Source organism: Caulobacter sp. ALps2 (genome assembly GCF_058681635.1).
This window is the reverse complement of sequence record NZ_CM178743.1, coordinates 4,871,505-4,895,248: the sequence shown is the minus strand read 5'-3', so window position 1 is coordinate 4,895,248 and position 23,744 is coordinate 4,871,505. Positions and strand designations below refer to the sequence as shown.

24 protein-coding genes, 1 tRNA gene and 1 pseudogene are annotated in these 23,744 nt (G+C 63.4%); 11 read left to right on the top strand and 15 right to left on the bottom strand.

The genetic code is table 11. The features are described from left to right. Window positions 1–4 precede the first annotated feature (4 nt). From ACW173_RS22965 to ACW173_RS22955, 3 genes are all read right to left on the bottom strand, one after another. Window positions 5–1,510: a DUF1800 domain-containing protein gene (locus ACW173_RS22965; RefSeq protein ID WP_492082391.1), complete on the bottom strand. Its 1,506-nt coding sequence runs from the start codon at window positions 1,508–1,510 to the stop codon at window positions 5–7. A 126-nt stretch (window positions 1,511–1,636) separates the two neighbouring features. After that, a complete protein-coding gene (locus tag ACW173_RS22960; RefSeq protein ID WP_492082389.1) occupies window positions 1,637–3,001 on the bottom strand; it encodes a DUF1501 domain-containing protein in 1,365 nt (454 codons plus the stop codon). A 5-nt stretch (window positions 3,002–3,006) separates the two neighbouring features. Next, window positions 3,007–4,695 (bottom strand): DUF1800 domain-containing protein, encoded by a 1,689-nt coding sequence (locus tag ACW173_RS22955; protein WP_492082387.1) that lies wholly within the window; start codon window positions 4,693–4,695, stop codon window positions 3,007–3,009. 505 nt (window positions 4,696–5,200) lie between these two features. On the opposite strand from ACW173_RS22955, the gene ACW173_RS22950 reads away from it, so the two are divergent. Continuing rightward, entirely contained in the window at window positions 5,201–5,923 is a 723-nt protein-coding gene (locus tag ACW173_RS22950; protein ID WP_492082386.1) for a GDSL-type esterase/lipase family protein, read from the top strand. Between the two features lie 101 nt (window positions 5,924–6,024). Here ACW173_RS22950 and ACW173_RS22945 read toward each other — a convergent pair whose 3' ends face one another. Further along, window positions 6,025–6,903, bottom strand: a complete 879-nt coding sequence (locus ACW173_RS22945) for a hypothetical protein (RefSeq protein ID WP_492082385.1) — start codon at window positions 6,901–6,903, stop codon at window positions 6,025–6,027. Window positions 6,904–7,243: 340 nt separating this feature from the next. Between ACW173_RS22945 and ACW173_RS22940 the strand changes: the two genes are divergently transcribed. From ACW173_RS22940 to ACW173_RS22925, 4 genes are all read left to right on the top strand, one after another. Further along, complete coding sequence (locus ACW173_RS22940; protein ID WP_492082384.1) at window positions 7,244–7,957, top strand: hypothetical protein; 714 nt, start codon at window positions 7,244–7,246, stop codon at window positions 7,955–7,957. 3 nt (window positions 7,958–7,960) lie between these two features. Further along, window positions 7,961–8,323 (top strand): DUF2293 domain-containing protein, encoded by a 363-nt coding sequence (locus ACW173_RS22935; RefSeq protein WP_492082382.1) that lies wholly within the window; start codon window positions 7,961–7,963, stop codon window positions 8,321–8,323. A gap of 1,004 nt (window positions 8,324–9,327) precedes the next feature. Next, a complete protein-coding gene (locus ACW173_RS22930; protein WP_492082381.1) occupies window positions 9,328–9,540 on the top strand; it encodes a hypothetical protein in 213 nt (70 codons plus the stop codon). Next, window positions 9,527–10,561 carry a tyrosine-type recombinase/integrase gene (locus tag ACW173_RS22925; protein ID WP_492082380.1) on the top strand — a complete coding sequence of 345 codons (1,035 nt, stop codon included), beginning with the start codon at window positions 9,527–9,529 and terminating at the stop codon, window positions 10,559–10,561. The genes ACW173_RS22930 and ACW173_RS22925 overlap by 14 nt, the downstream gene beginning before the upstream one ends. 72 nt (window positions 10,562–10,633) lie before the next feature. Here ACW173_RS22925 and ACW173_RS22920 read toward each other — a convergent pair. From ACW173_RS22920 to traA, 3 genes are all read right to left on the bottom strand, one after another. Next, window positions 10,634–10,707: transfer RNA gene (locus tag ACW173_RS22920), tRNA-Cys, on the bottom strand. 233 nt (window positions 10,708–10,940) lie between these two features. Then, on the bottom strand, window positions 10,941–11,636 hold the full coding sequence (locus ACW173_RS22915; RefSeq protein ID WP_492082379.1) for a DUF6118 family protein: 696 nt from the start codon (window positions 11,634–11,636) through the stop codon (window positions 10,941–10,943). Between the two features lie 10 nt (window positions 11,637–11,646). Beyond that, on the bottom strand, window positions 11,647–14,523 hold the full coding sequence (gene traA / locus ACW173_RS22910; protein WP_492082378.1) for a Ti-type conjugative transfer relaxase TraA: 2,877 nt from the start codon (window positions 14,521–14,523) through the stop codon (window positions 11,647–11,649). A gap of 172 nt (window positions 14,524–14,695) precedes the next feature. Here traA and ACW173_RS22905 point away from each other — a divergent pair, with 172 nt between their 5' ends. After that, window positions 14,696–14,962, top strand: a complete 267-nt coding sequence (locus ACW173_RS22905) for a conjugal transfer protein TraD (RefSeq protein ID WP_492082377.1) — start codon at window positions 14,696–14,698, stop codon at window positions 14,960–14,962. After that, complete coding sequence (locus tag ACW173_RS22900; RefSeq protein WP_492082376.1) at window positions 14,925–15,266, top strand: conjugal transfer protein TraD; 342 nt, start codon at window positions 14,925–14,927, stop codon at window positions 15,264–15,266. The genes ACW173_RS22905 and ACW173_RS22900 overlap by 38 nt, the downstream gene beginning before the upstream one ends. 8 nt (window positions 15,267–15,274) lie before the next feature. Here ACW173_RS22900 and ACW173_RS22895 read toward each other — a convergent pair whose 3' ends face one another. After that, entirely contained in the window at window positions 15,275–15,703 is a 429-nt protein-coding gene (locus tag ACW173_RS22895; RefSeq protein WP_492082374.1) for a helix-turn-helix domain-containing protein, read from the bottom strand. Window positions 15,704–15,859: 156 nt separating this feature from the next. Here ACW173_RS22895 and ACW173_RS22890 point away from each other — a divergent pair, with 156 nt between their 5' ends. Next, window positions 15,860–16,108, top strand: coding sequence for a DUF7662 domain-containing protein (locus tag ACW173_RS22890; protein ID WP_492082373.1), 249 nt, complete (start codon window positions 15,860–15,862; stop codon window positions 16,106–16,108). 290 nt (window positions 16,109–16,398) lie between these two features. Here the strand turns inward: ACW173_RS22890 and ACW173_RS22885 are convergent, their stop codons facing one another. The 4 genes from ACW173_RS22885 to ACW173_RS22870 are packed head-to-tail and all read right to left on the bottom strand — an operon-like array spanning window position 16,399 to window position 18,179. Beyond that, on the bottom strand, window positions 16,399–16,893 hold the full coding sequence (locus ACW173_RS22885) for a hypothetical protein (RefSeq protein ID WP_492082371.1): 495 nt from the start codon (window positions 16,891–16,893) through the stop codon (window positions 16,399–16,401). Beyond that, complete coding sequence (locus ACW173_RS22880) at window positions 16,886–17,227, bottom strand: sigma factor-like helix-turn-helix DNA-binding protein (RefSeq protein WP_492082370.1); 342 nt, start codon at window positions 17,225–17,227, stop codon at window positions 16,886–16,888. Before ACW173_RS22880 ends, ACW173_RS22885 begins: the two co-directional genes overlap by 8 nt. Continuing rightward, window positions 17,227–17,643 carry a hypothetical protein gene (locus ACW173_RS22875; protein WP_492082369.1) on the bottom strand — a complete coding sequence of 139 codons (417 nt, stop codon included), beginning with the start codon at window positions 17,641–17,643 and terminating at the stop codon, window positions 17,227–17,229. The genes ACW173_RS22880 and ACW173_RS22875 overlap by 1 nt, the downstream gene beginning before the upstream one ends. A 41-nt stretch (window positions 17,644–17,684) precedes the next feature. Beyond that, complete coding sequence (locus ACW173_RS22870; protein ID WP_492082367.1) at window positions 17,685–18,179, bottom strand: hypothetical protein; 495 nt, start codon at window positions 18,177–18,179, stop codon at window positions 17,685–17,687. 543 nt (window positions 18,180–18,722) lie between these two features. Between ACW173_RS22870 and ACW173_RS22865 the strand changes: the two genes are divergently transcribed. The 3 genes and pseudogenes from ACW173_RS22865 to ACW173_RS22855 form a co-directional block, all read left to right on the top strand. Further along, window positions 18,723–18,926: a helix-turn-helix transcriptional regulator gene (locus ACW173_RS22865; protein ID WP_492082366.1), complete on the top strand. Its 204-nt coding sequence runs from the start codon at window positions 18,723–18,725 to the stop codon at window positions 18,924–18,926. Next, a complete protein-coding gene (locus ACW173_RS22860) occupies window positions 18,923–19,129 on the top strand; it encodes a helix-turn-helix domain-containing protein (RefSeq protein ID WP_492082365.1) in 207 nt (68 codons plus the stop codon). The genes ACW173_RS22865 and ACW173_RS22860 overlap by 4 nt, the downstream gene beginning before the upstream one ends. Before the next feature lie 245 nt (window positions 19,130–19,374). Then, window positions 19,375–20,751 (top strand): annotated as a pseudogene (locus ACW173_RS22855) (transposase); the annotation flags it as partial. A gap of 1,171 nt (window positions 20,752–21,922) precedes the next feature. Here the strand turns inward: ACW173_RS22855 and vapC are convergent. From vapC to ACW173_RS22840, 3 genes are all read right to left on the bottom strand, one after another. Then, window positions 21,923–22,336, bottom strand: coding sequence for a type II toxin-antitoxin system tRNA(fMet)-specific endonuclease VapC (gene vapC, locus ACW173_RS22850; protein ID WP_492082364.1), 414 nt, complete (start codon window positions 22,334–22,336; stop codon window positions 21,923–21,925). Continuing rightward, entirely contained in the window at window positions 22,336–22,557 is a 222-nt protein-coding gene (vapB, locus tag ACW173_RS22845) for a type II toxin-antitoxin system VapB family antitoxin (protein WP_492082362.1), read from the bottom strand. The genes vapC and vapB overlap by 1 nt, the downstream gene beginning before the upstream one ends. Window positions 22,558–22,643: 86 nt before the next feature. Continuing rightward, window positions 22,644–23,717, bottom strand: a complete 1,074-nt coding sequence (locus ACW173_RS22840; protein ID WP_492082361.1) for a tyrosine-type recombinase/integrase — start codon at window positions 23,715–23,717, stop codon at window positions 22,644–22,646. Window positions 23,718–23,744: the final 27 nt, after the last annotated feature.

Genomic DNA, 23,744 nt, shown 5'->3' with positions numbered 1-23,744 from the left:
GACCTCATCGATGCAGGAATTCGGGCGACGAAAGGTACAGGGCATTCCACTCCGACGACGATCGAGCTTGTGCGAGGGTGGCTCTCGTGGGAGGGCTTAGTGTCTGTTGCGTCGAACTGTAGAAGAGGGCGTTCTGAAGCTGCGGGAATGCCGGCTGATCTTCAGCACTCAGCGTGTCGGGCTTGAACAGGCCGGCAGAGCCCAGGCCGATCTGGCGTGCGACCTCGAACAGCGCGGTAAGCTGGCCCGGCCCCGACCAGGCGATATCCTCGAGCGGGTAGCCGTCTGGAGTGTCGCGACCATAGAAGCTCTGACCTAGACGGCTGATCCAGCCTTGCAGCGGCGCGGTATTGAGGATCGGGCGATCGTCGTAGGCTAGGCGAACTGCCGATACGGCATAGTGGACAGGATCTTTGAGCTTCTTCCCGAGCGAGTCCCTGAATTCCGCGGAGTTGAAAAGAACGGACAGCGTCTCTGCGATATCGCCGTCGCTGCGCAGGAAGGCGGTCGTCATTCGCGCAATCAACTTGGGAGGCGCGGAGCCCATAAAGTAGAGCGCTATTTTTGCCGACACATGTCTTGCTGTGGCTGGTTGCTTCGCCAGCGTATCGAGTGTGACTTCGAACTCTAGCAGGCCCTTTCCTGATATGGCGTGACCAAGGAGAACCTTGTCGCCAAAGTCATGACGGGCCGGATTGAATTCCATGAGACCGTTTCGAACATAGAACTCTCGCTGCTCAGGCTTCAGCTTGGGTGGTGTTGGCGAGAGACTGACGCCGACGCCTGTAAGCACTCTTGCCATCTCCTCGACGTCTCTCTGGGTGTAGCCTGATCCAACTCCCATGGTGTGCAGTTCGAGGATTTCGCGCGCGAAATTCTCGTTGATCCGCCCAACTGCATTCTGGTCGTTGTCGAGATACCGCAACATCGCAGGATGAAGCTCGGCGGCTTTCAACAGGTCCTTGAACTTGCCCAGAGCATGCGGTCGAATTGCCTGATCTTCGTAGTTGCCGATCATCGCGCGTATGTCGCGCTTGTCGGCCTGAACGTTGAAGTGGTTGAACCAAAACCAAGTCATCTGCTCTTGAAGTTGGTTCGGAGAATAGAGGTCTCGTAACAGCGAGCGTGCCGCCGTCTGTTGCTTCAGGTCAGCCATCGCCTTCTGGTGCGCCTGTTGCGCAGCCTGCCGCGGGGCGGAGTCCACGATCTGGTTGGCGGCCTTGATCATCGCGTCCATGTCGACCGCTAGCTTGGTTATCGGCTCTCGTGAGATCCGCATCGCGTCGATCTGGGCTTGGACGGCGGCAGGAAGCGGGGCATTGGGGGAGGGGTGCAATTGGCCTTTCAGCCACTTCTCGGGGCCGAGACGCTCGGCCTCCTCTACGGCGCCAGAATTTTTTCCCCAGGTGATGCGGTCGACCAGGAGCGCGGTTTGAGGGCGAGGCGATGCGTTCGCGGGGTAGGCTGCGAAGGTTGCGGCTAGGGCAAAAGCCAGGATCGCTCGAGGCATACTTGAGTCCGCGGAAAGAGGCTGACGACTCTTTCGCGCTTTACGGGGCCGTTTCAAGGCTTTCCGCCGACCCGAATATGACTCGCGCGGGAGCGCCGTCCCCAGGTGCAGTCGCCGCGATCGCGCCTAGCCGAACAGCGGCACGGGCCCGCGTCCGCCGCCGTTCCAGTTGGCCCAGTTGGGGAAGATGTAGGGCATGTCGGCGGCGCTGACGCCGTACCATTTGGCGATGGCGCCGACGTATTCTTCCGTGGCGATGGACGGGATCCAGCGGCCGTCGTTGGAAGTGTCTTCCGAACCGCCGAAGGTCATATCCGGATAACGGCCATGGACCTTGCCGTTGGCCAGTGCGCCGCCGATGACGAGGTGGTTGGAACCCCAGGCATGGTCGGTGCCGCCGCTGGCGTTGCCTTTGAACACGCGGCCGAAGTCCGACATCGTGAAGGCGGTGACGTTGTCCTGCAGGCCCAGAGCCTTCATGGCGTTGTAGAAACCGGCTAGCGCGTTGGCGAGGTCGCCGTAGAGGGTGTTGTGGCTGGCCAGCTCGTTGGTGTGGGTGTCGTAACCGCCCTGGCTGACGAAGAAGGTCTGCTTGGCGTGACCCAGCGTGCCGCGCGCCTCGATCATCCGGGCCGCGCGCAGCAGCTGGCGGGAGATGTCCGAGGTCAGGGCCGCGCCGGTGGTCGGATGGACGAAATACTTGTCCACGGCCGAGGTGGTCGAGCTGATGATGGCGTTGGCGGCCACGGCCTGGGCGTAGGCCGACGACATGCCCTTGCCGGTCAGGTCGGTGATCGCGCCGTAGGACGAGCCGTCGGCGAACACCTCCAGGGCGGCTTGGCGGGCCTTCACGGAGGCATCCGTCGAAGCAGCGTTATAACCATTCCGAACGATCGATCCGCTTGACGGCAGGATCAGCGGCGCGGTGCGGTCGCCGATCAGGCAGAGGTTCGAGCCGGCGATCGAGATCAGCGGCGGCAGCGACGCGGCCTGGGCGCGGTCGTTCATGCGGCCCATGAAGCCGTCATTGTTGGTGGCGCGCGTGCGCATGCCTTGCCACTGGTTCTGCTGGTCCTCGTGAGACATCAGGTTCACCGGGCGCAGGTCCGGGCGGCTGGTATAGAGCGCCTTGGTCAGCGGGGCGAACAGGGTGCCGGTATTGAGCACCGCGCTGAGCGCGCCTTCGTCCCAGGCCGGCTTCAGAGCGGCCATGGAGCCGTGCAGGCCAAAGGCCGTGCCGGTCAGCGGAACCAGAGTGTCCTGTTTCAGGGCAATGCCCGAGCCGCGCTGCTTGGCGTAGTCGGCGTAGCGACCATCATTGGGCACGACCATGTTCCAGGCGTCGTTGCCGCCGAACAGGAAGACGCCAACCATGGCGCGATAGCCGGACGTATCGGCGGCCAGGGCGCTGGAGATGCCGAGCTGGCCCAGGGCAGCGACGGCCGAGCCGCCGGCGGTCAGGCGCAGGAGTTCACGACGAGAGACGGTCATTACGCTTACCGATCGACTTGGAAGAGCGGCGAGGACGCCACGATGTACAGGGCGTTCTGCGCGCGCCGGCGAGCTTGGAGTGCGGTATCTGTGTACTTCACGGCGGCCATGGTCGCGGCCACCGCCTTGCGTTGAGCCGGGGTCATCGTGCCGTTCAGCAAGACGAGATTGATCCGATCGATAGTCTTGTTGTCGTCTGTGCCGTTGGTCTCCCACGAAGCCCAATCTGGCGTGCTGCCCGTCGCCCCGGCGATCGTACTTTGAGTTTGAAACTCGCTGCGATTGCCGTCGCCGCCCACCGTCCAGTCATAGATGAAGTTGTGCCGGACGGTTGCCGTAGCCGTGTTGACCAGCTTGCTCTGTGGGCTGTTGAGTCCTCCACCTTGGGGGAGCGGGAATTCGTTCGGGTAGTAGTTGAAAACAGACGGGGCCCGAAACAGCGCTTGCCCCATGCCCGCGTCGCGCGTGGTCAGGGCGAAGCCGTCGGTCTTGTATCCAATGGCGCGAGCCAATGAGGTCACGACCAGGACGGGCTCTTTCACCTTGCCCGGCATTTGCGAGGTGCTCCGAGCCTCGCTATCCAGATAGATCGCGCGTACCACGGCCTTCATGTCGCCCCGGACGCCCGAACCGTTGTTGGTGAACACGGCCGCCACGCGTTCGACATAGGCCGGCGTCGGATTGGACAGCGTGAGCTGCCTGATCAGTCGTTTGCTGATGTAGGGCGCGGTGTTGGGGTGGTTGAACGCCGCATCGACGACCGCGTCGATATTGGCTTGTTGGGTTGCGTCCGTTGGTACGGTTTTGCCCAAGAACGTCTTCTCCCCGGTGTCGAAGCGCGTCGGGTACATGACCATCGGCTGGGAGAAGTCGCGATTGTACCAATCCGTGGCCGAAGCCCCATTCATTCGCGCCCATGTCCAACCGGTCAGCGCGCGGGCGATCTCTTTTACGTCGCTGTTGCTATAGGCCGTGATCGGAGTGCCAGCGTTGTCAGTCTGAAGCGTTCCATCGGGATTGAGAAGATCTGTCCCGATCGAGAACAGCTGGAGTAGTTCGCGGGCATAGTTCTCGTTGGGCTGGCTCTTGCTGGAGTCCGCCATGTCGAGGTAGTCGCCCATATAGGCGTTCAAGGTCACCGCTTTGAGAATATCGCGGTAGTTGCCAAACGCGTTCGACAGTAGGACTTGCTGGAAAGCGGCTAGTCCTGCCGTGTTATGTACTTCGACGTCAGACGCCACTACGATCTGTGACAGAGCGAAGGCCACGCGTTGACGCAACTGGTCGTCTTTGTGCACAGCGTTCGCATAGAAACGCATTTGCATTGGCGTGGCTGAGAAGTTGTCGCGGATGCAGTTCGACTGATCAGTCGCTGTCAGCGCGGAGCAGCTATTACCTGGAACTGGCTTTGCGGCCAGATCCGCGTAGGTGCTCGAAGACAGGCCAAATTGCTCGTCTAGCCAAGCGGCGACGGATTTTTTGGCGACGATAGCTGCGATCAGCTCGGGGGTTGGGCCGAAGCTCGCCTGCTTTGCAAATCGCGCAGCCTCAGCCGGCGAAAGGGCAGCTTCGGGGAGAATTGATAGCGCTGAGCCGATGTTGCTCGGGCTCTGCGAGGGCGCCCCGCCCATGCCGAAGGACGCTGTGGCGGCGGCCGCAATCGCAGCCGCTGAGCCAAACAGTTGAATACGCATACCTTTGCCACCACGCACTAGATGCCCGCGGGCCCAAGCGACAACATCGATTGACGATGTCTGTGCCGAGACTTTGAAATAGGGCGGGCCTACAATCAGATTTTGAGAAGTGTAACTCGGTCAATTAAAGTAATAAATGCGTCAGTGTGGCGCATTAAACAAAAATATAATGCACATTAAATGGTCATGTGTCGGGTATGTATCTAAATTACCAGTAATGTTTCCTAATTTACATTAATAATCATTATGAAAACATCTGCCGCATGCCAATTTGGGGCGCGAGTCGCGCTAACTTAAAATGCCTTGGTTTTTAGAAGGCGAGCGTTTCGGCGACGGCGCCGGTTTGGCGTGATCCTCTAAATGGCCAAGGCGCCAAGGCATGTCGTCGATCTCTAGCGCCGTCACTGCTCAAAACGGGTAGGGCTTCGGGTTTGCACCCGTAGATTGCCCACTTGCGGTTAAGGTATATGTCGAATGCGCGACATATACGCGCCGAGCGTCGCCCATGGCGATGCTTCTGCAACCTTCGGGGGGAGGGGCGGTGAAAAAGGCTATTCTAGCGGGGAGCGCACTGGTGGCGCTCGCTATTGGAGTGTCTGCTTTTAGCAGGCAATCATCCGTCATCATCGTCGGCGATAGTACCGCATCGCCCTATTCGCTCAGAATGATGCCGCAGGCTGGCTGGGGCATGAAGCTCCATTGCAAGCGCCATGTGATCAACCAGGCCTATCCTGGGGAAAGCACCCGTTCCTTCTTGGCTAATCGTTGGGAAGGCACATTGCGGGCGATGCGCCCAGGGGATGCGGTATTGATCCAGTTCGGCCGCAACGACGACGTCGGCAAAGCTGGTGTCGCGACCTCGCCAGAACAATACGCGCACAATCTGCATCAGATGATTGATGGTGTCAGGGCAGAGTGGGCGGAGCCCGTCCTGCTGACGCCGTCAGCGCGCCTGACTTACGTGAATGGCGAATTGATTGACGACTTGGCTCCATACAGCGCCGCAACACGTCAGGTGGCCACAGAGCGCGGCGTTCGCCTAATCGATCTCAACGCCGAGCAAGCGGAGCTGATGCGAGCCATTGGCAGGCAAGAGGCGGGGAAGTTCTACATGCTGCTGCGAAAGCGCCCGCCGTCCGACCCCGATCTGACCCACTTTACCGGAGTTGGCGCGAAGGCGGTGGCTGGGATCGTCGCCAGCCATCTGCCGGATTGTTCTGCCGGCTAAGCTTCGGGGGGGGCTTCGGCTATTCCGTCCTCGCGGAGACGGGCACCCTCCACTGATCGCAGTATCGCTGCTGCCGAGGTAGTGCGTAAGCTTATGTTCCTTCAGGCTTCTCTTCTTAGGGGGGGGGCTAGCGTCAGTCTGGTTCGACAATTGCGTCTTTGATGATGGCCGCCAAGATCGCTGTCGTGGCGGGATCGGGATGGATTTCGTCGCGATAGCTGGCCTTCGACCAACGCGGATCGCTGCCGACGTCGATGATGCGAGCAGTGGAGCCCACCACCGTTGTAAGCGGAGTGATAAGTTGACGATTTCGGGCTGCCTTGTCGTTCGCTTCCAATTTTGTCGGATAAGCAACGATGAGCAATTTTGCTCGGTTCTTGTCGCTGAACGCCGACCAGTCGTCTTTTGCCGGATAGGCCAGCTTGGCCGTCGGCGTGATCTTGGTGAACTTTTTTCATCGCGACAAAATGAAGTGCCGATACCGGGCGTCGCACCGGATGGGTGATTGGATTGCTCCAAACCGAAGGCTGTAGAAAATCTGCCGAGTTAAGAACGAAGACAATGCGATCCGCGCCGCTGGCCACATCCTTGTTGAGGCGCAGATAGGTCAATTCGTTGGCCAGGCTCCAGCTGTTTGCGCTGATCGGCCAGACATGCCCACCGATCTTGCCTTCAAGTTGCGGCCCTAGGCGTTCGACCTGGCGATATGGGTTTCCACCAGAAACGATGCTATCGCCGATTAGAACTGTGTCGGCTTTATCGGACGCCGCGAACGGCCGGGCAATGCCCATGCTACGCTCATTGAAGACCCAGTCGTTTCGGTTGAGAAACTCGCCGTGCTGGTTGGCGTGTGGGATGTAGCCATAAGGCAGCCCCGCTGAGAAAAGCGGAAAGTCAAGAACCCCCAAAAGTCTTATCGCGATTTCGATTGCGATGGCGGCCGCGACAAACGTGGCGCATGCCCAACCCAAGATTTTCATGTTTGCATCCCCGCGCGTATTACGAGTGCCTATCGTCAAGCTGTCTAGCTTAACCGTACCCGATTTCGGTGGGTCCTGAGGGGAAAGCTTCGCGCCGCTGCCGGCGGCGAGGGGGGGGGCGGCGTGAAGTCGAAGGCGTCCGAAGTTGCGGTTCTTGAGATCAAGATCGCTGCCGCATTGTCTCGGAATGGGCTATAAGCGAATCCGCCTCGCCCCGAGGCGCGGCTGCTGCCATTGCAAAGGACCAGGGGTCCACGGGGTTTCATAATCCGCGACCGTCCTCATCAACGGCCGTTGAAACGAGCAGCATGTTTCGCCAGGCCGACCTGGGGATCTTCCAATGTACGCCACCTATGAAGGCGCGAAGCGCCTTGCGCGTCGTCTTCACTATCTGCTGCGCGACGCCGAGGTTGAGATCGCGCTGCACGAATGCATGTTCGCCATGGCCCGCGGCGGCGGATATCGGGATTGGGGCCATCTGCGGGGCGCCCTTGCGCGCGGGCAGGATCGGCGCGCCGAGCTTGGTGGATTTCTGGAGCGCGCCATACTGAGTTTGCCTGAAGGCGCGGTGGCGCCGGCGACGCGGTGGATTGATGCTCAACTGGCACGCTTCGACGCCGATCTCGCAGAAGCGAGCGATTGGCGTCGAGCCGCCGCAGGCGCTGGTGTCTCGGATTTTGTCTATTCGATCCAGATCGTGCACAGGGCGCACACGCCACTCTTTCGGCCGGGATCTGGAAGCGGGCTGCGCGTTCGGCTATCGATCCTGTCCCGGTTTTCTCAGTCTATGGGCGGAGAGATGATCGACGGGCAGTCGCTGGTCATGAGGCTGTCGGGCCAGCTTGAAGCGCTCGGCTTTGTTTACATCGACCATCCGCATTTCCGGCGGGAGTTCGCTCGTCTGTCTCAGGCGGGGATCCTGAAATGGGATCCTGCTGAGAACGTGTTGCGGCTGAATCCTCCCCCGGTCGAACTGGTTCGTGCTCGGGTCGCTAACCGGCGCGCTGACGATGCCGCGTATTGGCGAGAGATGGCGGAAAGTCGCCTAAGCTGAGCGGTGACGGAGGTGTCGGGCCGCTTCCATATACCAGCGGCGATCGCGGACGAGCGGCGTCGGTGCGAGAAAAGCACGAGCTTCAGCCGTTCGGCCGTTGATCGTCATATTCGAGCCAAGCATGCGCGGATCCCGCTCGATGTGGCGGACATCCTGGCGGAGCGCATTGCCTCCCGTGAGTGGCGGGAGCCACTCACTCTTGGCCACGCGTTTGCACTGGCCGCGCAAGCGTATGTGCGTCACCGGATGACCGACTACGAGAGGCTCCTGCGCGTACCTGCCTTAACGCGAGAGGAGGCGCTATTGATTGTCAGGGGCGAGGTCGCAGCCGTCCTCAAGGCGTGGGCGACGCCAACGGCGGATTGAACAGCTCTAGGCCTCAGGTGTGATGGAGTGAGTGCAATTTGGTGAAAATAACTGCAATTCGGTGCAATTAAGTGGAATTGAGTGCACGGGAGTAGAATTCGGCGTCTCCGATGGGGCGTGATTTTGGGAATTGCACAAAATATCACTCCGTAACCTGTCGCTCGAGGCAGGATGTGTAATGTAGGCCTACATTACTGCTTACTCGCCAAGGCTCGACGGGGTTTGGGGCGGCTTCTTTGTTAAGTCGATCCGTCATACAGGCGCGCTGATGCGATCCGTTTGGGCGCGTGGTTCACCTCGGCTTGCAGGGCGTGCAGCCTTCTCTTCTAGCGTCCAATCTCGCCGGACAATCCCGTCCTTGCTTACCCGTATCCCTGGCGCTCCCGGCGCCAACTCTGACGCGAGGGAGGTGCTGTCTGTTGCCAGCAGTCGGGTTGCGGTTGTCGTAGAGGCGTGGATGGCCGCCACTGGCGGCTTGAGTATCTCTAAGAAGTTTATGCGATGAGAGCGAGTGCAATTGGGTGAAAATAACTGCAATTCAGTGCAATTGACTGCAATTCGGTGCAACAGAGTGGAATTGGGTGCTCGTGAAGGGGCGCGAGTTGGGGGAGTTTCACAAAATTCCACTCCGTAGACTGTCGCTCGAGGCAAGATAGGTAATGTAGGGTTACGCCATTCGGCGCAAACCCTACATTACGGACTTTCTCGCCAAGGGCTCGACGCAAAATCGGGCAAAAGTCTCACCTGTTTCCACTCAATTGAAGTCGTTCTCGCGTCATAGAGACAGATCGCTTCGATTTTCGGTTTCGGCCCCCCGGTGTCCCAAAGTTATGGGATACCGTGTCAGCGTATTTTCGTGACGAACGAAAATCAAAATCTGTCTCATATTGAGCCAATTTTCCGCAATTTATGGAAAATTTTGCCTTATCCATATATTCTATTTGATGTTCTGCATTTGTCCGTGAAATGAAAAGGAGGTTGTCTTCAGCTGATGAGAAATTGAATTGAGCGTCAAAAAGCGATCTTCGTCGTGGTGTTTCAGTCTCGTCAGCGTGCTCATGGCGCTGAAGGAGGCGGGGTTTTGCCCTATCGAGCTGTGGCTCGGTAACTTGCGAATTGTGATCGGCAAGGCCGGTAGCGCCTCCTCAAGTTCCACTTCGCCAGTTCATGACTACCAAGACGAGATAGCCAAGCACTTTGCCAATGCCCGCTTCTAAGCGCAGCCTGCCTAAGGGCGTCTGGTTTCAGAAAAAGCGCCTGAGCGGTGGCGAGATCATCCGCTACGGCTACCTCGGCCGTGGGCCGGGATCGATCGCGTTGGGGCGAGAGGGAAGTATAGAGTTCTATGGCGCGCTGGCTCAGGCCGTGAAGAAAGAGCCGCCCAGCAATACGGTTCACAACCTGATCTGGCGCTATAAGCAGTCGCCGGAATACCGCGACCTCGCCGACCGGACGCGGGCCGACTACGCCAAACAGCTCGACAAGATCCAGACCGTGTTCGGTGGACTGTCGTTGCGGGCCATGGCGGCGCGGGAGGTGGCGACGCATATTTATGGCTGGCGGGACAGTATGCGGGAGAGCCCGCGTCGGGCCGACTACGCCGTGGCTGTGCTGAAGCTGGTGCTGGCCTGGGGCGTTCGGCGAGGTCTGCTGGAGTTCAACCGGGCCGCCGGCGTCGAGAAGCTGTCCAATACCGACCGGCGAGAGAAGACCTGGAGCGCCGAGCAGGTCGACGCCTTCATGCGCGTGGCCGCCGAGCCGATGAAGCGCGCCATGATCCTGGCGCTGGAGACCGGGCAGCGGCAGGGCGACCTCATCACCCTGGGCTGGGGCGCGGTGCAGGGGAATGTGATCCACCTGCGGCAGGCTAAGACCGGCGTGCGGGTGGCTGTGCCGATCTCAGCAGCCCTGCGCGAATGTCTGGAGGCCGTTCCGCGCGGCGACGCGACAACCATCCTCACCAAACCCGACGGCCGGCCCTGGGAGATCAAGGGCAACGGCTTTCGGTCGGCCTGGCGGCTGACCTGCCAGGCGGCCGGGATCAAGGGCGTCACCTTCCACGATCTGCGCGGGACATTTGTCACGCGGCGGCTGTCGGAGGGCTGGACGACGCAGGAAGTCGCCATGTGCACCGGCCACACGTTGCGCGATTTGGCGTCGCTGGACACCTATGCCGACCGGGGCGCGATCGCCGAAGCGACCGCCAAGCGGATCAGCGAGCGGCTCGCCCGGGGCTGAACCGAGAACAAATTCTGCAAACCGACCTGCAAACTGGTCGAACAACGAAGGGGCTAAGTGCTTGAAAAATGGTGGAGGCCCGGCCCGGAATCGAACCGGGGTGCACGGATTTGCAGTCCGCTGCGTCACCACTCCGCCACCGGGCCATCCGGGTGTCGACGCAATCACGTCGGCGGGGGAGGGCGTTCGATACAGGAGCCTCAGCAGGGCTGCAACTTCGAATTTGCTTTATCGCCATCCCCCGGTTGGATGACGGCTGTGCTCGATGAGGAGGCCTCTCAAGTGGCGCAGTCTCATCAGAACCCGAGCACAATGCTACGCATCGTCATCATTGTCAATGCGCCTTCCCAAGACCATCCAACAGAGGGGGAAGGCGACCTCAGCGGTCGACAGGCAGGCCCTTCCTGTCGGTCGGAGGCCTTCCCTGAATTTGACGCCGCCGCAGCGGTTCGCTCGCGCAGGCCTTGCTGGCGGAAGGGCCCGCTTCCAGCCGCTCATGCAGAGCCTTCCAGCGCTGCGGATCGGCGACGGTGAGCAGTCTCTCCCCGGCGGCCCAGGGGTCACGATCGAGGGTCCGGGCCGCGAGTCTCTCCGGCCATGTCCAGCGATCAGGAGCCGCGCGCGCAATGGTGTTTGGCACCCAGATCCCGAGGAGCGTGCCGACCAGTAAAGCGGCAGCTGCGAGCTGAAGCCGGAGCCGCTTTTGGATGCTCGCCAGACGCGCGCCGTCGATCCAGCCCCGGAGATCTCGGGTGGCCTGCTGCAGCGCGTCCTGCGCTTGCTGGAGCAGAGCTTTGTCCTGTCGCCGCGCGTCCTCGGCCGCCATCGTGATCTGCCGCGCCATCTCCGCCGGACCCATCTCTAGGGTCGCTCTGGTCATTACCTTTCCCAATCGGCTGACCGCGACCGAAACGCCCTTGGAGATCTCGCCTAGCGTCTCGCTGTAGTCCGGCGCCTGAGTCCGCTCGGCCGCGAGCCCCGCGACGGCGACATTCAGGAGCGCCACCTCGCGACGCAGGGCTTCGAACGCCGTCGCCGCATCGGCTGGCTCTTTGGCGCCAACATCCTGCTCCATCGTTTTCCTCCTAGATGCCAAGCCCGCGCCCCCGGCCGATGCCGAGGTACTGCGACAACCCTTGCCCGACGCTGCGCCCCAGGTCGAAAGGCAGGCCAAGCTCGGCCCGCCGTCCGCGCAGCAGCGACTCCACCTGCGGGTCGCGCTCCAGGCTCTTGGCCATGGCGCCCAGACGCTCCTTGACCAGGCGGGCGCCCGTCATGTCGCCCTCGCGGTGCAGGGCTGACCGTTGCCGCTCCAAGCCCTGCCAGCGCTCGACGAACCGATCGGCGCGCAGGCGCGGATCTGCCCGAACCTCCGCCTCAAGCTGTAGGACCCTGATCGCCCGCTGCGTCCGCCCCGACGCGACGTCGCCGGCCAGACCCGGCTCGCGCAGATAGGCCCGCTCCAGATCCTTGGCCACGTGCGGACCGACCTCAGCCAAGGCCTCGCGCGCTTCCACCAGCGCCCGCCGCTGATGAGCCAGCACCGGCAAGCCGCGGTCGTTCATCCGCATGACGTCGGCCGCGGCGCGGGCGTGGCGCTCGATCGCGCGGTTCTGGTCGAACTGTCCGATCTCCCGCGCCGGCGCCGGCGCCGGCTGACGCGCCGGGGTGATCGGCTTGAACCCATCGAACATCCCGCGCTGGCGTCGCGGCGGTTCCTTCGGCCTCATCGACGCCGGCGCGTGGATGTCGCGCCGCTCGGCGAAGTCGCTGGCCATGTCCTTGGCCCGCTCGCGCGACAGCACGCGGGTCAGCTTGCCGAGATCCTCGAACTCGTCGCGGCCATAGTGGATCTGGACGCTGTCGCGATGGCGCGAGAGCGCCACATAGGCGCCGTGACGATCCATCCCCGGAGTCGCCAGCACGTGGGCGCGATCGACCGTGACGCCCTGGCTTTTGTGGATGGTGGCCGCGTAGCCGTGATCGACCTGGGCATAGTCCTTCAGGTCAAAGGCGACCGACCGGCCAACGTCGAGCCGCACGGTCATCTGGGTGGACGAGACCTGCTCGATCTCGCCGAGCATGCCGTTCTTCACGCCCAGCCCGCGATCGTTCTTCAAGAACATCAGCCGATCGCCAGCCGCGAAGGCGCGCTCGCCCCGTTCGGCCTTGACCGTCACGTCCTCGCCCAAGGCTCTGGCCTGGCGCAGCCGATCCCGCGCCGTCAGATTGAGATCGCGGACCTCGTCGTTGGTGTGGGTGAGGATGATGCGGCTCTTGCCCGGCTCGGCCACGCGGTCGCGATCCCAGCGCTCGACCAGATCCTCGCGCGCATGGTCGCGGGTCTCGGCGGCATGGACCATGCCGCGCGCCTCGTATGCCGCCAGCGCCTCGCCCGTGCGGCCGGTCGCCAAATGCCGGGTGGCGTCGCGCTGCCAATCCTCGTGCTGCCGCCGAACCTGGGTGATCTCGACATGGGAGTGCCGCTCGGCGATCGACCGAAATGCCGCGCCGGCCTCGATCGCCTGGAGCTGCTCGGGATCGCCGACCAGCACCACCTTGGCCCCGGCCTTCTCGGCGGCCGACAACAGCCGCTCCATCTGGCGCGAACCGATCATGCCGGCCTCGTCGATCACCAGCACGTCGCGCGGGTCCAGCAGCTCGCGGCCCTGCGCCCACTGATGCTCCAGGCTGGCAATGGTGCGCGAGGCGATGCCCGATCCGCCCTCCAGGTTCTCGGCGGCGATGCCCGACAGCGCCAGGCCTTGAACGCGATAGCCGGCGTCCTCCCAGGCCTCGCGCGCCACACCCAGCAGCGCCGACTTGCCCGTGCCGGCATAGCCGACGACGACGCCCATATCGCGGGTGGCGGTGACATGCTCGAACGCCGCCTTCTGCTCACCCGACAAGACCAAACCGCGTTGCTCGGCGCGGGCCAGAGCGCGGCGCTGATCCAGTTCGCTGACCCGGTGCGCCCGGCGCTCCGCCATCACGGCGGAGGCGCGATGTAAGCGGTCTTCGACCGCGATCATTTCCCGGCTGGTGAACCGGTCCTGGCCACGTCCGTCCTGGCCCAGCGCCACCATCTCGGGCGAGGCCTGCACCGCGCTCATGGCGCGGTCGAACTGGTCCTTGCCGTCCGAATGGCGGTGGATGAACTTCGCCAAGTCGTAACGCGTGAACGTCGCCTGCTGGTGCGTGATCGCATCCAGCGCGATGCGCGGATCGGCGATGATCTTCTCGCCATTCTCACGGGCGATGCGGTGATGATCTTCGAGCCGCTCGGTCTCGACGCCTTCGCCGGCCATACGTCCAGCCGCCGGGCCAATCTTGTTCTGCGGTTCAAGGTCGATGCCCTGGTCTTCCAGGCTGCGGTGATCGATCCGCGCGTCGATATCGAGCTGGGCCAGCCGCTCGTTGACGTGGTCGGCCCAGGCCTCGCGCCAGTGCTCAACCAGCTCGGCGCGGTTCCAATCGCGGACCTTGGCGCCGAAGACGTCTTCGTCGACGTCGCGCCCAACAACTTCACGCATGGTCAGCATGACGTGGGCGTGGGGTTTGGCCAGGCCATCGGCAGCAATGTCCCAATGCACATTGAGGTCAGCGACCATGCCGCGATCGACCATCTCGCGCTGGACGAAGTCGCGGGCCAGCGCGATGCCCTGCGCGTGGTCCATCTCGCGCGGGATGGCGAACTCGACCTCGCGGGAGAGCTGGGCGTCCTTGCGCTTTTCGCCGGCCTCGACCGTGTTCCACAGCGCCGCGCGGTCGGTCAGGTGCTCGGGCGCGCCGTCCGGCAGCATGACCTCGGAATGGACGACACCGCTCTTGTTGGTGAAGTCGTGGTCGCGATCGAGCCGCTCATCATGCAGCCGCGAGGCCGAGCGATAGGCGGCCGAGGCCACGGCGCTGGCCCCGGTGGCGCGGCTGATGACTTTGACGGAGAAGTGGTAGATCGCCATGGCGACAGACCACGTACTACTCTGAGCGCACGTCGGCACGACGTATAAGCGCGCCCTCCCAGATAAGAATCTCGGGAGGGACCGGACCGTCCCAGTGTGTTCCGGCGACCTTACAGCATTCCCGGACGTCTTGTTTTACGCTTCCACCATCATCCAAACCCGGAGACTTGGGATGCGCAAACCACGAGACTTCGACGCCGAACTTAAGAGCCTCGAAGACAAAGCCAAGACCCTGAAGGATCGCAAGGTTAGGCAGCTTGGCGAGCTTGTGATCGCCACCGGCGCGGACGCCCTCGACATCGACACCCTGGCCGGCGGGCTTCTGGATCTGGCCGATGCCGGGAACGCCGCACGCAAGGAGGGCTGGAGGAAGCGCGGCGCCGGATTCTTTCGCGGCGGGAGTGACGGCGTTCCGCCTAGCCCTGGCGGCGACCAATGACGCCGAGCGCCGGGCCAAGGCCGCGCGCCATCGCCTGGAGGCGCGTCGCGCACGCATGGACACGCGGGCCTGGGTGGTGAAGCGGCGCGAGCGCACCCGCCACCTGATCGAGCTAGGCGGCCTGGTGCAAAAGGCCGGCCTCGTCGAGCTGGCCCGCGACGATCGCACGGTGCTCTACGGAGCCTTCACTTTCCTGGCGACCATGCTCAAAGCCGACGACGTCGAGCACACCCTGGCGCTCTGGCGGCGCGGCGGAAAGCGGGCGTTCGAGGCTGAATCCCGCCCGGCGTCGGAGATCCGTTAAAGAGATCGTCAGGCGGTATCGCGGCTTTCGTCGTCGGCCATCGCGCGCACCAGATCGAGAACCTGGCGACGCACGCGACCTCGGCCGATCTTCGGGAACGTTTCGGCCAGTTCCAGGCCCTCGGGCGTGTTCAGGAACTCGGTGACGACGCGTTCGGCAGCGGCGCCGACTTCGTCGACCTCGTTGGTCATCGGGTCAGCCAAACCGTCGAAGAAGAACGGCACCGGGACCTGGAGCGTCTTGGCGATGTCATAGAGCTTGCTGGCGCTGACGCGGTTGGCGCCGCGCTCGTACTTCTGAACTTGCTGAAAGGTGAGCTTCAGCGCGTCAGCGAGCGTTTCCTGGCTGATACCAAGCATCTTGCGGCGCATGCGCACGCGGCCTCCGACGTGGATATCGACGAGGTTGGGTGTGCGGGCTTCAGGCGTATCGGTCACGAAAGTCTCCATGGTCGGCTCGCCGGCCACGCCGCCGATCCGGGAATGTGCTTGCGGCGCAGAAACACCCCGAAGCGTGGCTCTTCAAGGTCGTTCTCCACTCGCGCTCGTCACGTGCGGATTCGACGTGTGCGGACCAATCGGCGATGCTTGGGAATGTCCAAGTACGTTCCCCTGTCGGGTCATCTGCGTCGCCAGCGTCAAGACGAACTCGAACTGACCTTCGCCGAGATCGAGCGCATCCTCGGCGCCATGCTTCCCAAGAGCGCGGCCCGGCAACAGTGGTGGGCGAACACCACCGATCCCTACACGAGCCAAGTTCAGCGTAAGGCCTGGGGTGACGCCGGCTATGACGCCTTTCTCATCGCGGGCAAGGACCGTGTCCGCTTCAAGCGCGTGCGCTGACGAGGGGGTTGGGCTGAGTTTATCCGGCTGACCACCGAACTTCCGGCCATCGCCGACCTTCGCTCGGAGACAAGACGCCCTGGATCGCTTGGTGGAACAAGGGCCGGACGGGCTGGCGCGCGTCAAGGGCGCGCCCGGCGGGCGCGTCGCGGAGCGACGGCGAAGCCGCCCTTGACCCGCACCATCCCGCCCGGCAGAGGCTCTCCAAGCGCTCCAGGGCGAGCACCGACCGTTCCGGTCCTGGCTCCCGCTCATTGGGATGGGCAAGGCGGTTGCCGTAGGTGGCGCGGCTAGCGCTTGCAAACGGGCGCCCCGCAGTTCGGACAGCGCGCGTTGCGCAGCTCCTCCATCGTCGCCTTGAAGAGGTCGTACCCGTCGCCCTGCTGATGGACCATGACCTGTAGCGCCACCTCCAGCTTGGCGACGACACCGTGCAGATCGCGCGCGCGAACCTTGGGCAGGGCTTCGAGCCAGGCCTCGCGTTGGTCGAACAGCGGCTTCAACTGCTCGTCGATGGCGTCCATCTCTTCGGAGGGCAACAATTCCCCACGCTCCTCTGGCGTCATGCGCTCCCATCGCTTCTGGCGCACGAGGATGGTTTCCAGGTCAGACCAGCGCAGACCCAGACGGTCGATCTCCGCGTCGAGCGCCAGCCACTCGGCGCAGCGGGCAACGGCCGCGTCCGGGACTGCGACGCCACCGGCCCCGGCGACCACCGGTGCAGCGCTGGCCGCGCCGATGACGACGCGCCGGGAAACGGCGAAGGGCTTCCTGTCTTCAGACATCGGGATGCTCCGCGTTGGAAAGGTTGATGGGCTTGGGGCGGACGCGCTCGATCAGATCGACCGTCCGGGAAATCTCGCAGAGCGCGTCGGCCAGGCGCGCCTGAACGTCGGCGACGGAAAGCCCCAGGTGGCGAGCGATCAGCGCGTAGTCGAGCGCCTCGATGTGATTGAGCAGGAAGACGTCCCGGGTCTCCCGCCGAAGGCGGAGCACGGCGTAGGACATGACTTGCTGGGCGTTGTGCGGATCAAAGACACGGCCGCGCCAGAGACCAGGATGTCGCCACCGCCACCACTGGTTGGCCACCAGCGGCCAAGGCCTGCGGACGGGCGCCATCACGCGGCCCCTTCATGATCGGAAGCTTCGCGACCGGCGGCCACGACAACGGCGTCGATCAGATCCCGGACCGTCGTACAGGCCTGCGACCAACAGACCGATGCGACGGCCTCCGGCGGCATCTGTGAAATGGCATGGACTTGGTAGTAGGGGCCAAGAAGCGCGGCCAATTCGGGAAGGGCCGCTGGGGCGCCGTTGAACCCCGCGCGCCGCGCGAACCTCAACGCCTTGCTCAGGTCGTGGCGGAGGTAGACACGGTTCCAATCGTCGCTGATCCCTCTTTGCAGCAGGTGCGCCTTCAGCGCCAGCTCGATCGCGATGGCCAGGAAGTAACGGGTGGCCTCGGGATGTCGCGGCAACGCCGCCTCGGCCGCTTCGTGGAAGCCGGCCGCGTTACGGCGGAACGTCGCCGCCAACGGGCGGTCGGCGCCGTCGCGCCGCCGGGTGCCCCCGTCGGTCACTTGCCACCGGAGAACGCCGCGAGGTCGCGGACCGCGCGGGTGATCAGGCCGTGGGCTTCAGGATGGTCTTCCACGAAGACCAGGCGGGCCGCCACCGCCAAGTTGGCGATGACCGCCTCAACGCTCTTTGCGGGCTTGGGCCGCATGGCCTTCAGGAGGGCGTGCCGCTCGACCTCCAGCACGTCGAGCCGTGCGTCGATCTCGGCGAGCTTGGCGCCTTCTGGGATCGCGGCCTGCTGCTCCGATGCCAGCTTGTACCAATTGCGCTTGGTGATCAGCCAGCCTTCGAGCGTGCCCCACTCCAACTGGAGCCGCCGTTGTTCTGTGTCGACGGCCAGCCAGCGGTGGCAGATGGCGACTGACGGGTCGGTATCGGCTGCGACCGTGCCCCCAGCCACAAGGGGTGCTGCGGAGCCGACAGCGAGCACGGCGCGCCGTGATAACTGCGGCGCGCGCACGTCCGCACTCTCCGCCTTGCGGCGCGAGTCCATGGCCTGAACCTTTCTGTTCACGTAAGAACAGTGTCGTACCACGTCACAACGCACCGAAGCAACAAAAAATGTTCTCTTCGGAACATAAAATGTTCAACATGCTTCTTACTGCTTCGCAGATCAGGGCCGCGCGCGCTCTTCTGGAATGGTCCCAGCCTCAGCTCGCTGAAGCTGCGGGTCTCTCCATGATGAGTATCCGACGTATGGAGGGGCCATCTGGACCCGGCCAACGATCCGCCGGCAACGTGGAGGCCGTGAGAAAGGCCCTGGACGACGCTGGTGTAATATTCATTTCGGCAGACGACGCGGCTGGTCCAGGCGTGCGGCTGAAGAAGTAACGCGCGCGCCGCAGCGGACCGCCGCCGACGTCGTTAGGCACGCCGCCGCCGCCGCCCGGCGCGCCGACCTACTCTATTGTCGCCTAGAGCCTGTCTTTCTTTCCCATAGTACGATCTGGCCCCGCGAGGCCTTGCCGCCAGCGGCGAGCAAACCAATTCTGGCTCATCGAATGCCTTGAGATCCCAGTGTGTGGAGCTTGTAGCGATGGCCGACCTCGACCGAATAGTCCGCCTCAAGACCGTGCTTGCGCGCACGGGCCTGAGCCGCTCGACTCTCTACCGGAAGATCGGCGAGGGCACCTTTCCTCGCCAGATTCAGATCAGCGTGCACGGCGCCGGATGGCATGAATCCGCGATCAATCGTTGGATCGCCGATCCCGTGGGCTTCCGGCCTGAGGCTTCATCGTGACAAACGCTGAACGTTCGCGCCCTGAACGCATGGCCTATCGGGTTAGTGAAGCCGCCGAGGTTCTCGCCATCAGTCGGAGCCGCTTCTACGAGCTCGTCGCCGAAGGGCGGATCCGAACTCTCAAGGAAGGCGCAAGAACGCTGGTGCGGCGCTCCGAACTCGAGCGTTACCTCGATGATCTCGATGTTCGTGCAGAGCGTTGAACCGGCCCTATTCGATTTACGCGAGGGCAGGGGGCGTGCCTTGGAGGCCTCGAAACTAAATTTCCATCAGCGGCTGCAAAGGGAAGCGACCTTCGCGCGTAAAACAGCGCGCTGCGGGGCGGCGATCTCAATGACCAGTTTCGGTCCGGGCGCTCATTTCCGTTTTCGACCGATTGTGTTGAAAAAGGCCGGTTGAAGCGGCGCCTGCGGCCTGTTCACTCCTGTTGAAGCAGGAGGTCGCGGCCATGATGGGCGAGCGTCGGATCGAGCAGCCGGCTCTGTTCTACGAGTTCTCGCTCGATGGGCACGTGCCCCAGGATCACCTGCTGCGCGCCATCGATCGGTTCGTCGATCTGGAAGGCGTGCGGGCCCATTTGGCGCCGTTCTACAGCGCGATCGGCAGGCCCTCGATCGATCCGGAGCTGATGATCCGGATGCTGCTGATCGGCTACTGCATGGGCGTGCGCTCCGAGCGCCGACTGTGCGAGGAGGTCCACCTCAACCTCGCCTACCGCTGGTTCTGCCGCTTGGGCCTGGACGGCGACGTGCCCGATCACTCCACCTTTTCCAAGAACCGCCACGGCCGCTTCCGTGACAGCGATCTGCTGCGAGAGCTGTTCGAGAGCGTGGTGCGCCGCTGCATGGCCGAGGGCCTGGTCGGTGGCGAGGGCTTCGCCGTTGACGCCAGTATCATCCGCGCCGACGCCAGCCGGCACAGAACCGCCGTCGACGGCGCCGCAGGCTTGCCGGCAGAGGCCGCCGGGCGGGCCGTCGAGGAGTATCTGGCGGTCCTGGACGACGCGGCCTTCGGCGCGGCCACGCCCGTCACCCCCAAGTATATCTCACTTTCGGATCCGGCTTCGCGATGGACCGCCGCCCAAGCCGGGCCGGCCAGCTTCGCCTACTGCACCAACTACCTGATCGACCTGGATCATGCGGTGATCGTCGATGTTGAGCCCTCGACGGCGGTCCGCCAGGGCGAGCTGGCCGCCTGTCGCACCATGATCGAGCGGGCCAACGACCGCCTTGGTCTCTATCCCGAGCGCCTGGCCGCCGACACCGCCTACGGCACGGCCGAGATGCTCGACTGGCTGGTCCATGATCAGGGCATCGAGCCCCACATTCCTGTCTTCGACAAATCCCAGCGCGATGACGGGACCTTCTCCCGAGCCGACTTCAGCTTCGACCACCAGGCCGACGCCTACACCTGTCCGGGCGGCAAGCTGCTCAAGTCCAGCCGGCGCGCCTTCAAGGTCCCTCGCAACAACGCTCCGGCCGACGACACCATCCGATATCGCGCCAGCACCCACGACTGTCAGCCATGCCCGCTCAAGGCGGCCTGCTGTCCCAAGCAGCCCTATCGAAAAGTGACCCGCTCGATCCACGAGGGCGCGCGCGACATGGCCCGCGACATCGCCAAGACCGACGCCTACATCACCTCCCGGCGCGAACGGAAAAAGGTCGAGATGCTCTTCGCCCACCTCAAGCGCATCGTCGGGCTCGATCGCCTCAGGTTACGAGGTCCCAACGGCGCCAAAGACGAGTTCCTCCTCGCCGCCACCGCCCAAAACCTCCGCAAACTCGCCAAGCTCGCCCAGCAGCAGCCTCAGGTCTCACCAGCCTGGAGCGACAACAACTCTCAACGCTGCTCAGCGCTCGCCAGATCAGAGGCCTTTTTCAACAACATCGACCCATTGCGGACGTTGAGACCTGAAGCCAAAGTGCTCGACATGACCATCCTAGCGCGCATAGGCGCACTCGACATCGCCGAAGCCATCGCTGAGCGCATCGGGTCCTATGTGGACATGAACTTCATTCAGTTCTTGGCCGCTGACAGTGAACGTATCCATTGCTGGTACATGAATAGCGGCGGCGAAGGCCCTTCGTTTCGGATTGATCTGCTCCGAGCGGAAGGTGGATGGAAGCTCGATCTGAGCGAACTACAGCCTGGCGCAGAACAGGACGTTGAAGTCCCCTAACCACCCTGAGCTGACGCCAGGATGGTGCGCTCGGTGGCGACGGGTGCCAAGTCCGCGTTCCGCGCCGGCGCTAATCCCCGCTCCCGACCCTAATCGGACGTTGCGCACATCGAGTGTATGCTTATGGCTGAGCTATGAGCCAATCTTCTCGCCCAACCTCGTCTCAGCTCACGCCGCGCGAATACGTTCGCTTTTGGTGGGCGATCATGTGGAGGAGTTCTCTTCTTGGCTTTTTCGCTGGAAGTGTTCTCGGTGCCGTCGTCGGCATGATCCTAGGGGCGCTAGGTTACGCACGTTTCGGGGCGGCAGGTGGCGCTGTGGCTGGAGGGGTTGCGAACTTCGTCGTCAGCTACTTTGTAATTCGACATGTACTGGGCAAGCAGTTCGCCGGGTTCAAGTTGGTTGTTGAACGTCCAGCGGGGATCGTCCGAACGTGAACGGCCGCGCGTTGATCATTGCTCTCGCTGCTTCGCTGGCTTGCGGCGGCTGTACACCGAAGCGGCCAGACATCGCGACAGCGTGCGCGCGGGCAACTGAGAAGCCCGCGTCCGGCGCGACGGCGCATCGCCAAAATAGTTCAAAGCGCTGCCAAGCTGCTCCCTATATTGCCGCTTGCTCATCGCCGAGATGGGTCCCGTTCCCGACCCGGTATGTGTTTTCGGCTGGGTCGACGGGGATTTGCGGTAGCGACCGCATCTACGGCTGGGTGCGCGTCCCGGACGCGTAGTCGCAACGTCCGACATCACCCCGACCTGAACTTGATGACGTCCGCTAGTCGGAGCTTAAGGCCGCCGCGGTCCTCACCGGACGCGTACTAGTGAGACTCGGGCGCTAACCAGTCCTCGCAGCGTAGGCCGTCCACGCGCTGAAACTCTGACAGGTTGCCCGTGACGACGATCAGGCCGCGCGATCGTGCGTGGCCAGCGATCAGCACATCGTAGCCGCCGATCGGCTGGCCCACACGTTCCAACGCCGCGCGGACATCGGCGGCGTGGTCCGCGGCCACGGCGTCGAACGGCAACACCTCCAACTTCGCGGCGAAGCGCTCGACTTCATGCCGGTTGTGCTCGGGGCGCGCGGATTTGGCCGCGCCGTGCAGCAGCTCGGTCAGGACCACCGTGGAAATGCACAAGGCGTCGGCGTTGAGATTGAAGCGCTCGCGCAAACCCGGCGGCCGATCCCTCAGGACGCGGATGCACAGGTTGGTGTCCAACAGATAGCGAAGCACTAGAAGGCCTCGCGCTCTGGGGCTTGAGGTTGGTCGCGTTGACCAAGATCGACGCCAGGTGCGCTGAAGAAGTCGTCCCACAGCGCGTCGGACGGAACGATGACGCGACGATTGCCCTCACGGAGGACCGTTACCGAGCGAACACCCTCAGGGAACGCCACGTCCTTTGGCAACCGAACGGCTTGGGTTCGGTTGGATTGAAACAGCGTGGTCTTGGTCATGACTGGACTCCGGATATACGCATTGTATATCCCTGACCGGTGAAGTCCATCTTGTGTGGCTGCAGCGCCATATTCGCGCATCGCCATCAAGGCCCTTCCGGCAGCATGGCGACACCGGCTGGAGCTGGAAGGGGCAGAGGCGCGGGCGCGATCCGCCGCCGCGCAAGGGCCCGTGCGATGGCGCCACGATCGGCATAGCGCTCCAGGCAGCCCAGGTTGCGGAAACTGTGCCCGGTGCAGAACGCGACTTCTTGCAGTGTCCAGCCGGCCGCCAGTCGTTCTGTGACGAAGGTCCCGCGAAGATCGTGGAAGGTGAGGTCGGTGATCCCGGCCTTGCGGCAATAGAAACGCCAGGCGTTGCGAAAGCCGCCATCCGAAGCCCAGGGCAGGCCGTCCTGGCGCACGAGCACGAAGGCGCTGCAACGAGGCGCCATCGCCAGGGCGCTGGCCAGCCTCGGCGTGATCGGTACGGCGACGTCCTGACGGGTCTTGGCCTGACGCAGACCGATGACATCGCCGTCGATATCATTCCAGCGCAGGGAAAGGAGATCGCTCTGTCGCTGGCCCGTCTCCAGGGCCATGATCATCGCCAGGCCAAGGCCCGGCGGCGCGACGGCGACAAAGCGTTCGACGTCGTCCGGCTTCCAGACCTTGTAGCGACGATCACTGCGGTAGAGCGGCGGAATGCCCGCGGCGCGATTGCGCTCGACGAGGCCGCGGCCCGCCGCCCAGCCGAGCAGGGCCTTCAAGACCTGGACGCCGTAGTCGGCCCTGCGCGGACTGGCCGCGCGCCGGTCGCGCCAGGCGAAGATCCGCTGGGCGGCGCTTTTGTCGTCGAAGGCCGCCAAGGCCTCGCGGCCGAAGGCCAGGCGGATCCGCCCAAGCTGCTCGCGATAGTCGTCCTGGGTGCGGGCGGCCAGGCGCTTGAATTCCGGGGACTGCTGATAGCGCCAGATCAGATGAGCAAGGCTGCCGGCCTTGGGCTCGGTCCCGAGGAGCGCTTGATCGAGCCGGGCGGCGAAATCCTTGGCGTCTGGCGCGCCGAGGGGAATGTAGCGGCGGCCGCGCCGAAGATAGGCCTGAGCGTGTCCGCCACATTGGCGGGGGAGGGCGACGACCACGCCCTTGGGCATGGCGCTCGATCGCGAGATCGCATTCATCCAACAGCTCCAAATCGTCATGTTGGC

Coding starts and splice junctions, on each gene's coding strand:
- ACW173_RS22965 (WP_492082391.1), bottom strand. CDS start 1,510: ATGCCTCGAGCGATCCTGGCTTTTGCCCTAGCCGCAACCTTCGCAGCC.
- ACW173_RS22960 (WP_492082389.1), bottom strand. CDS start 3,001: ATGACCGTCTCTCGTCGTGAACTCCTGCGCCTGACCGCCGGCGGCTCG.
- ACW173_RS22955 (WP_492082387.1), bottom strand. CDS start 4,695: ATGCGTATTCAACTGTTTGGCTCAGCGGCTGCGATTGCGGCCGCCGCC.
- ACW173_RS22950 (WP_492082386.1), top strand. CDS start 5,201: ATGGCGATGCTTCTGCAACCTTCGGGGGGAGGGGCGGTGAAAAAGGCT.
- ACW173_RS22945 (WP_492082385.1), bottom strand. CDS start 6,903: ATGAAAATCTTGGGTTGGGCATGCGCCACGTTTGTCGCGGCCGCCATC.
- ACW173_RS22940 (WP_492082384.1), top strand. CDS start 7,244: ATGTACGCCACCTATGAAGGCGCGAAGCGCCTTGCGCGTCGTCTTCAC.
- ACW173_RS22925 (WP_492082380.1), top strand. CDS start 9,527: ATGCCCGCTTCTAAGCGCAGCCTGCCTAAGGGCGTCTGGTTTCAGAAA.
- ACW173_RS22915 (WP_492082379.1), bottom strand. CDS start 11,636: ATGGAGCAGGATGTTGGCGCCAAAGAGCCAGCCGATGCGGCGACGGCG.
- traA (WP_492082378.1), bottom strand. CDS start 14,523: ATGGCGATCTACCACTTCTCCGTCAAAGTCATCAGCCGCGCCACCGGG.
- ACW173_RS22905 (WP_492082377.1), top strand. CDS start 14,696: ATGCGCAAACCACGAGACTTCGACGCCGAACTTAAGAGCCTCGAAGAC.
- ACW173_RS22890 (WP_492082373.1), top strand. CDS start 15,860: ATGTCCAAGTACGTTCCCCTGTCGGGTCATCTGCGTCGCCAGCGTCAA.
- ACW173_RS22885 (WP_492082371.1), bottom strand. CDS start 16,893: ATGTCTGAAGACAGGAAGCCCTTCGCCGTTTCCCGGCGCGTCGTCATC.
- ACW173_RS22880 (WP_492082370.1), bottom strand. CDS start 17,227: ATGGCGCCCGTCCGCAGGCCTTGGCCGCTGGTGGCCAACCAGTGGTGG.
- ACW173_RS22870 (WP_492082367.1), bottom strand. CDS start 18,179: ATGGACTCGCGCCGCAAGGCGGAGAGTGCGGACGTGCGCGCGCCGCAG.
- ACW173_RS22865 (WP_492082366.1), top strand. CDS start 18,723: ATGGCCGACCTCGACCGAATAGTCCGCCTCAAGACCGTGCTTGCGCGC.
- vapB (WP_492082362.1), bottom strand. CDS start 22,557: ATGACCAAGACCACGCTGTTTCAATCCAACCGAACCCAAGCCGTTCGG.
- ACW173_RS22840 (WP_492082361.1), bottom strand. CDS start 23,717: ATGAATGCGATCTCGCGATCGAGCGCCATGCCCAAGGGCGTGGTCGTC.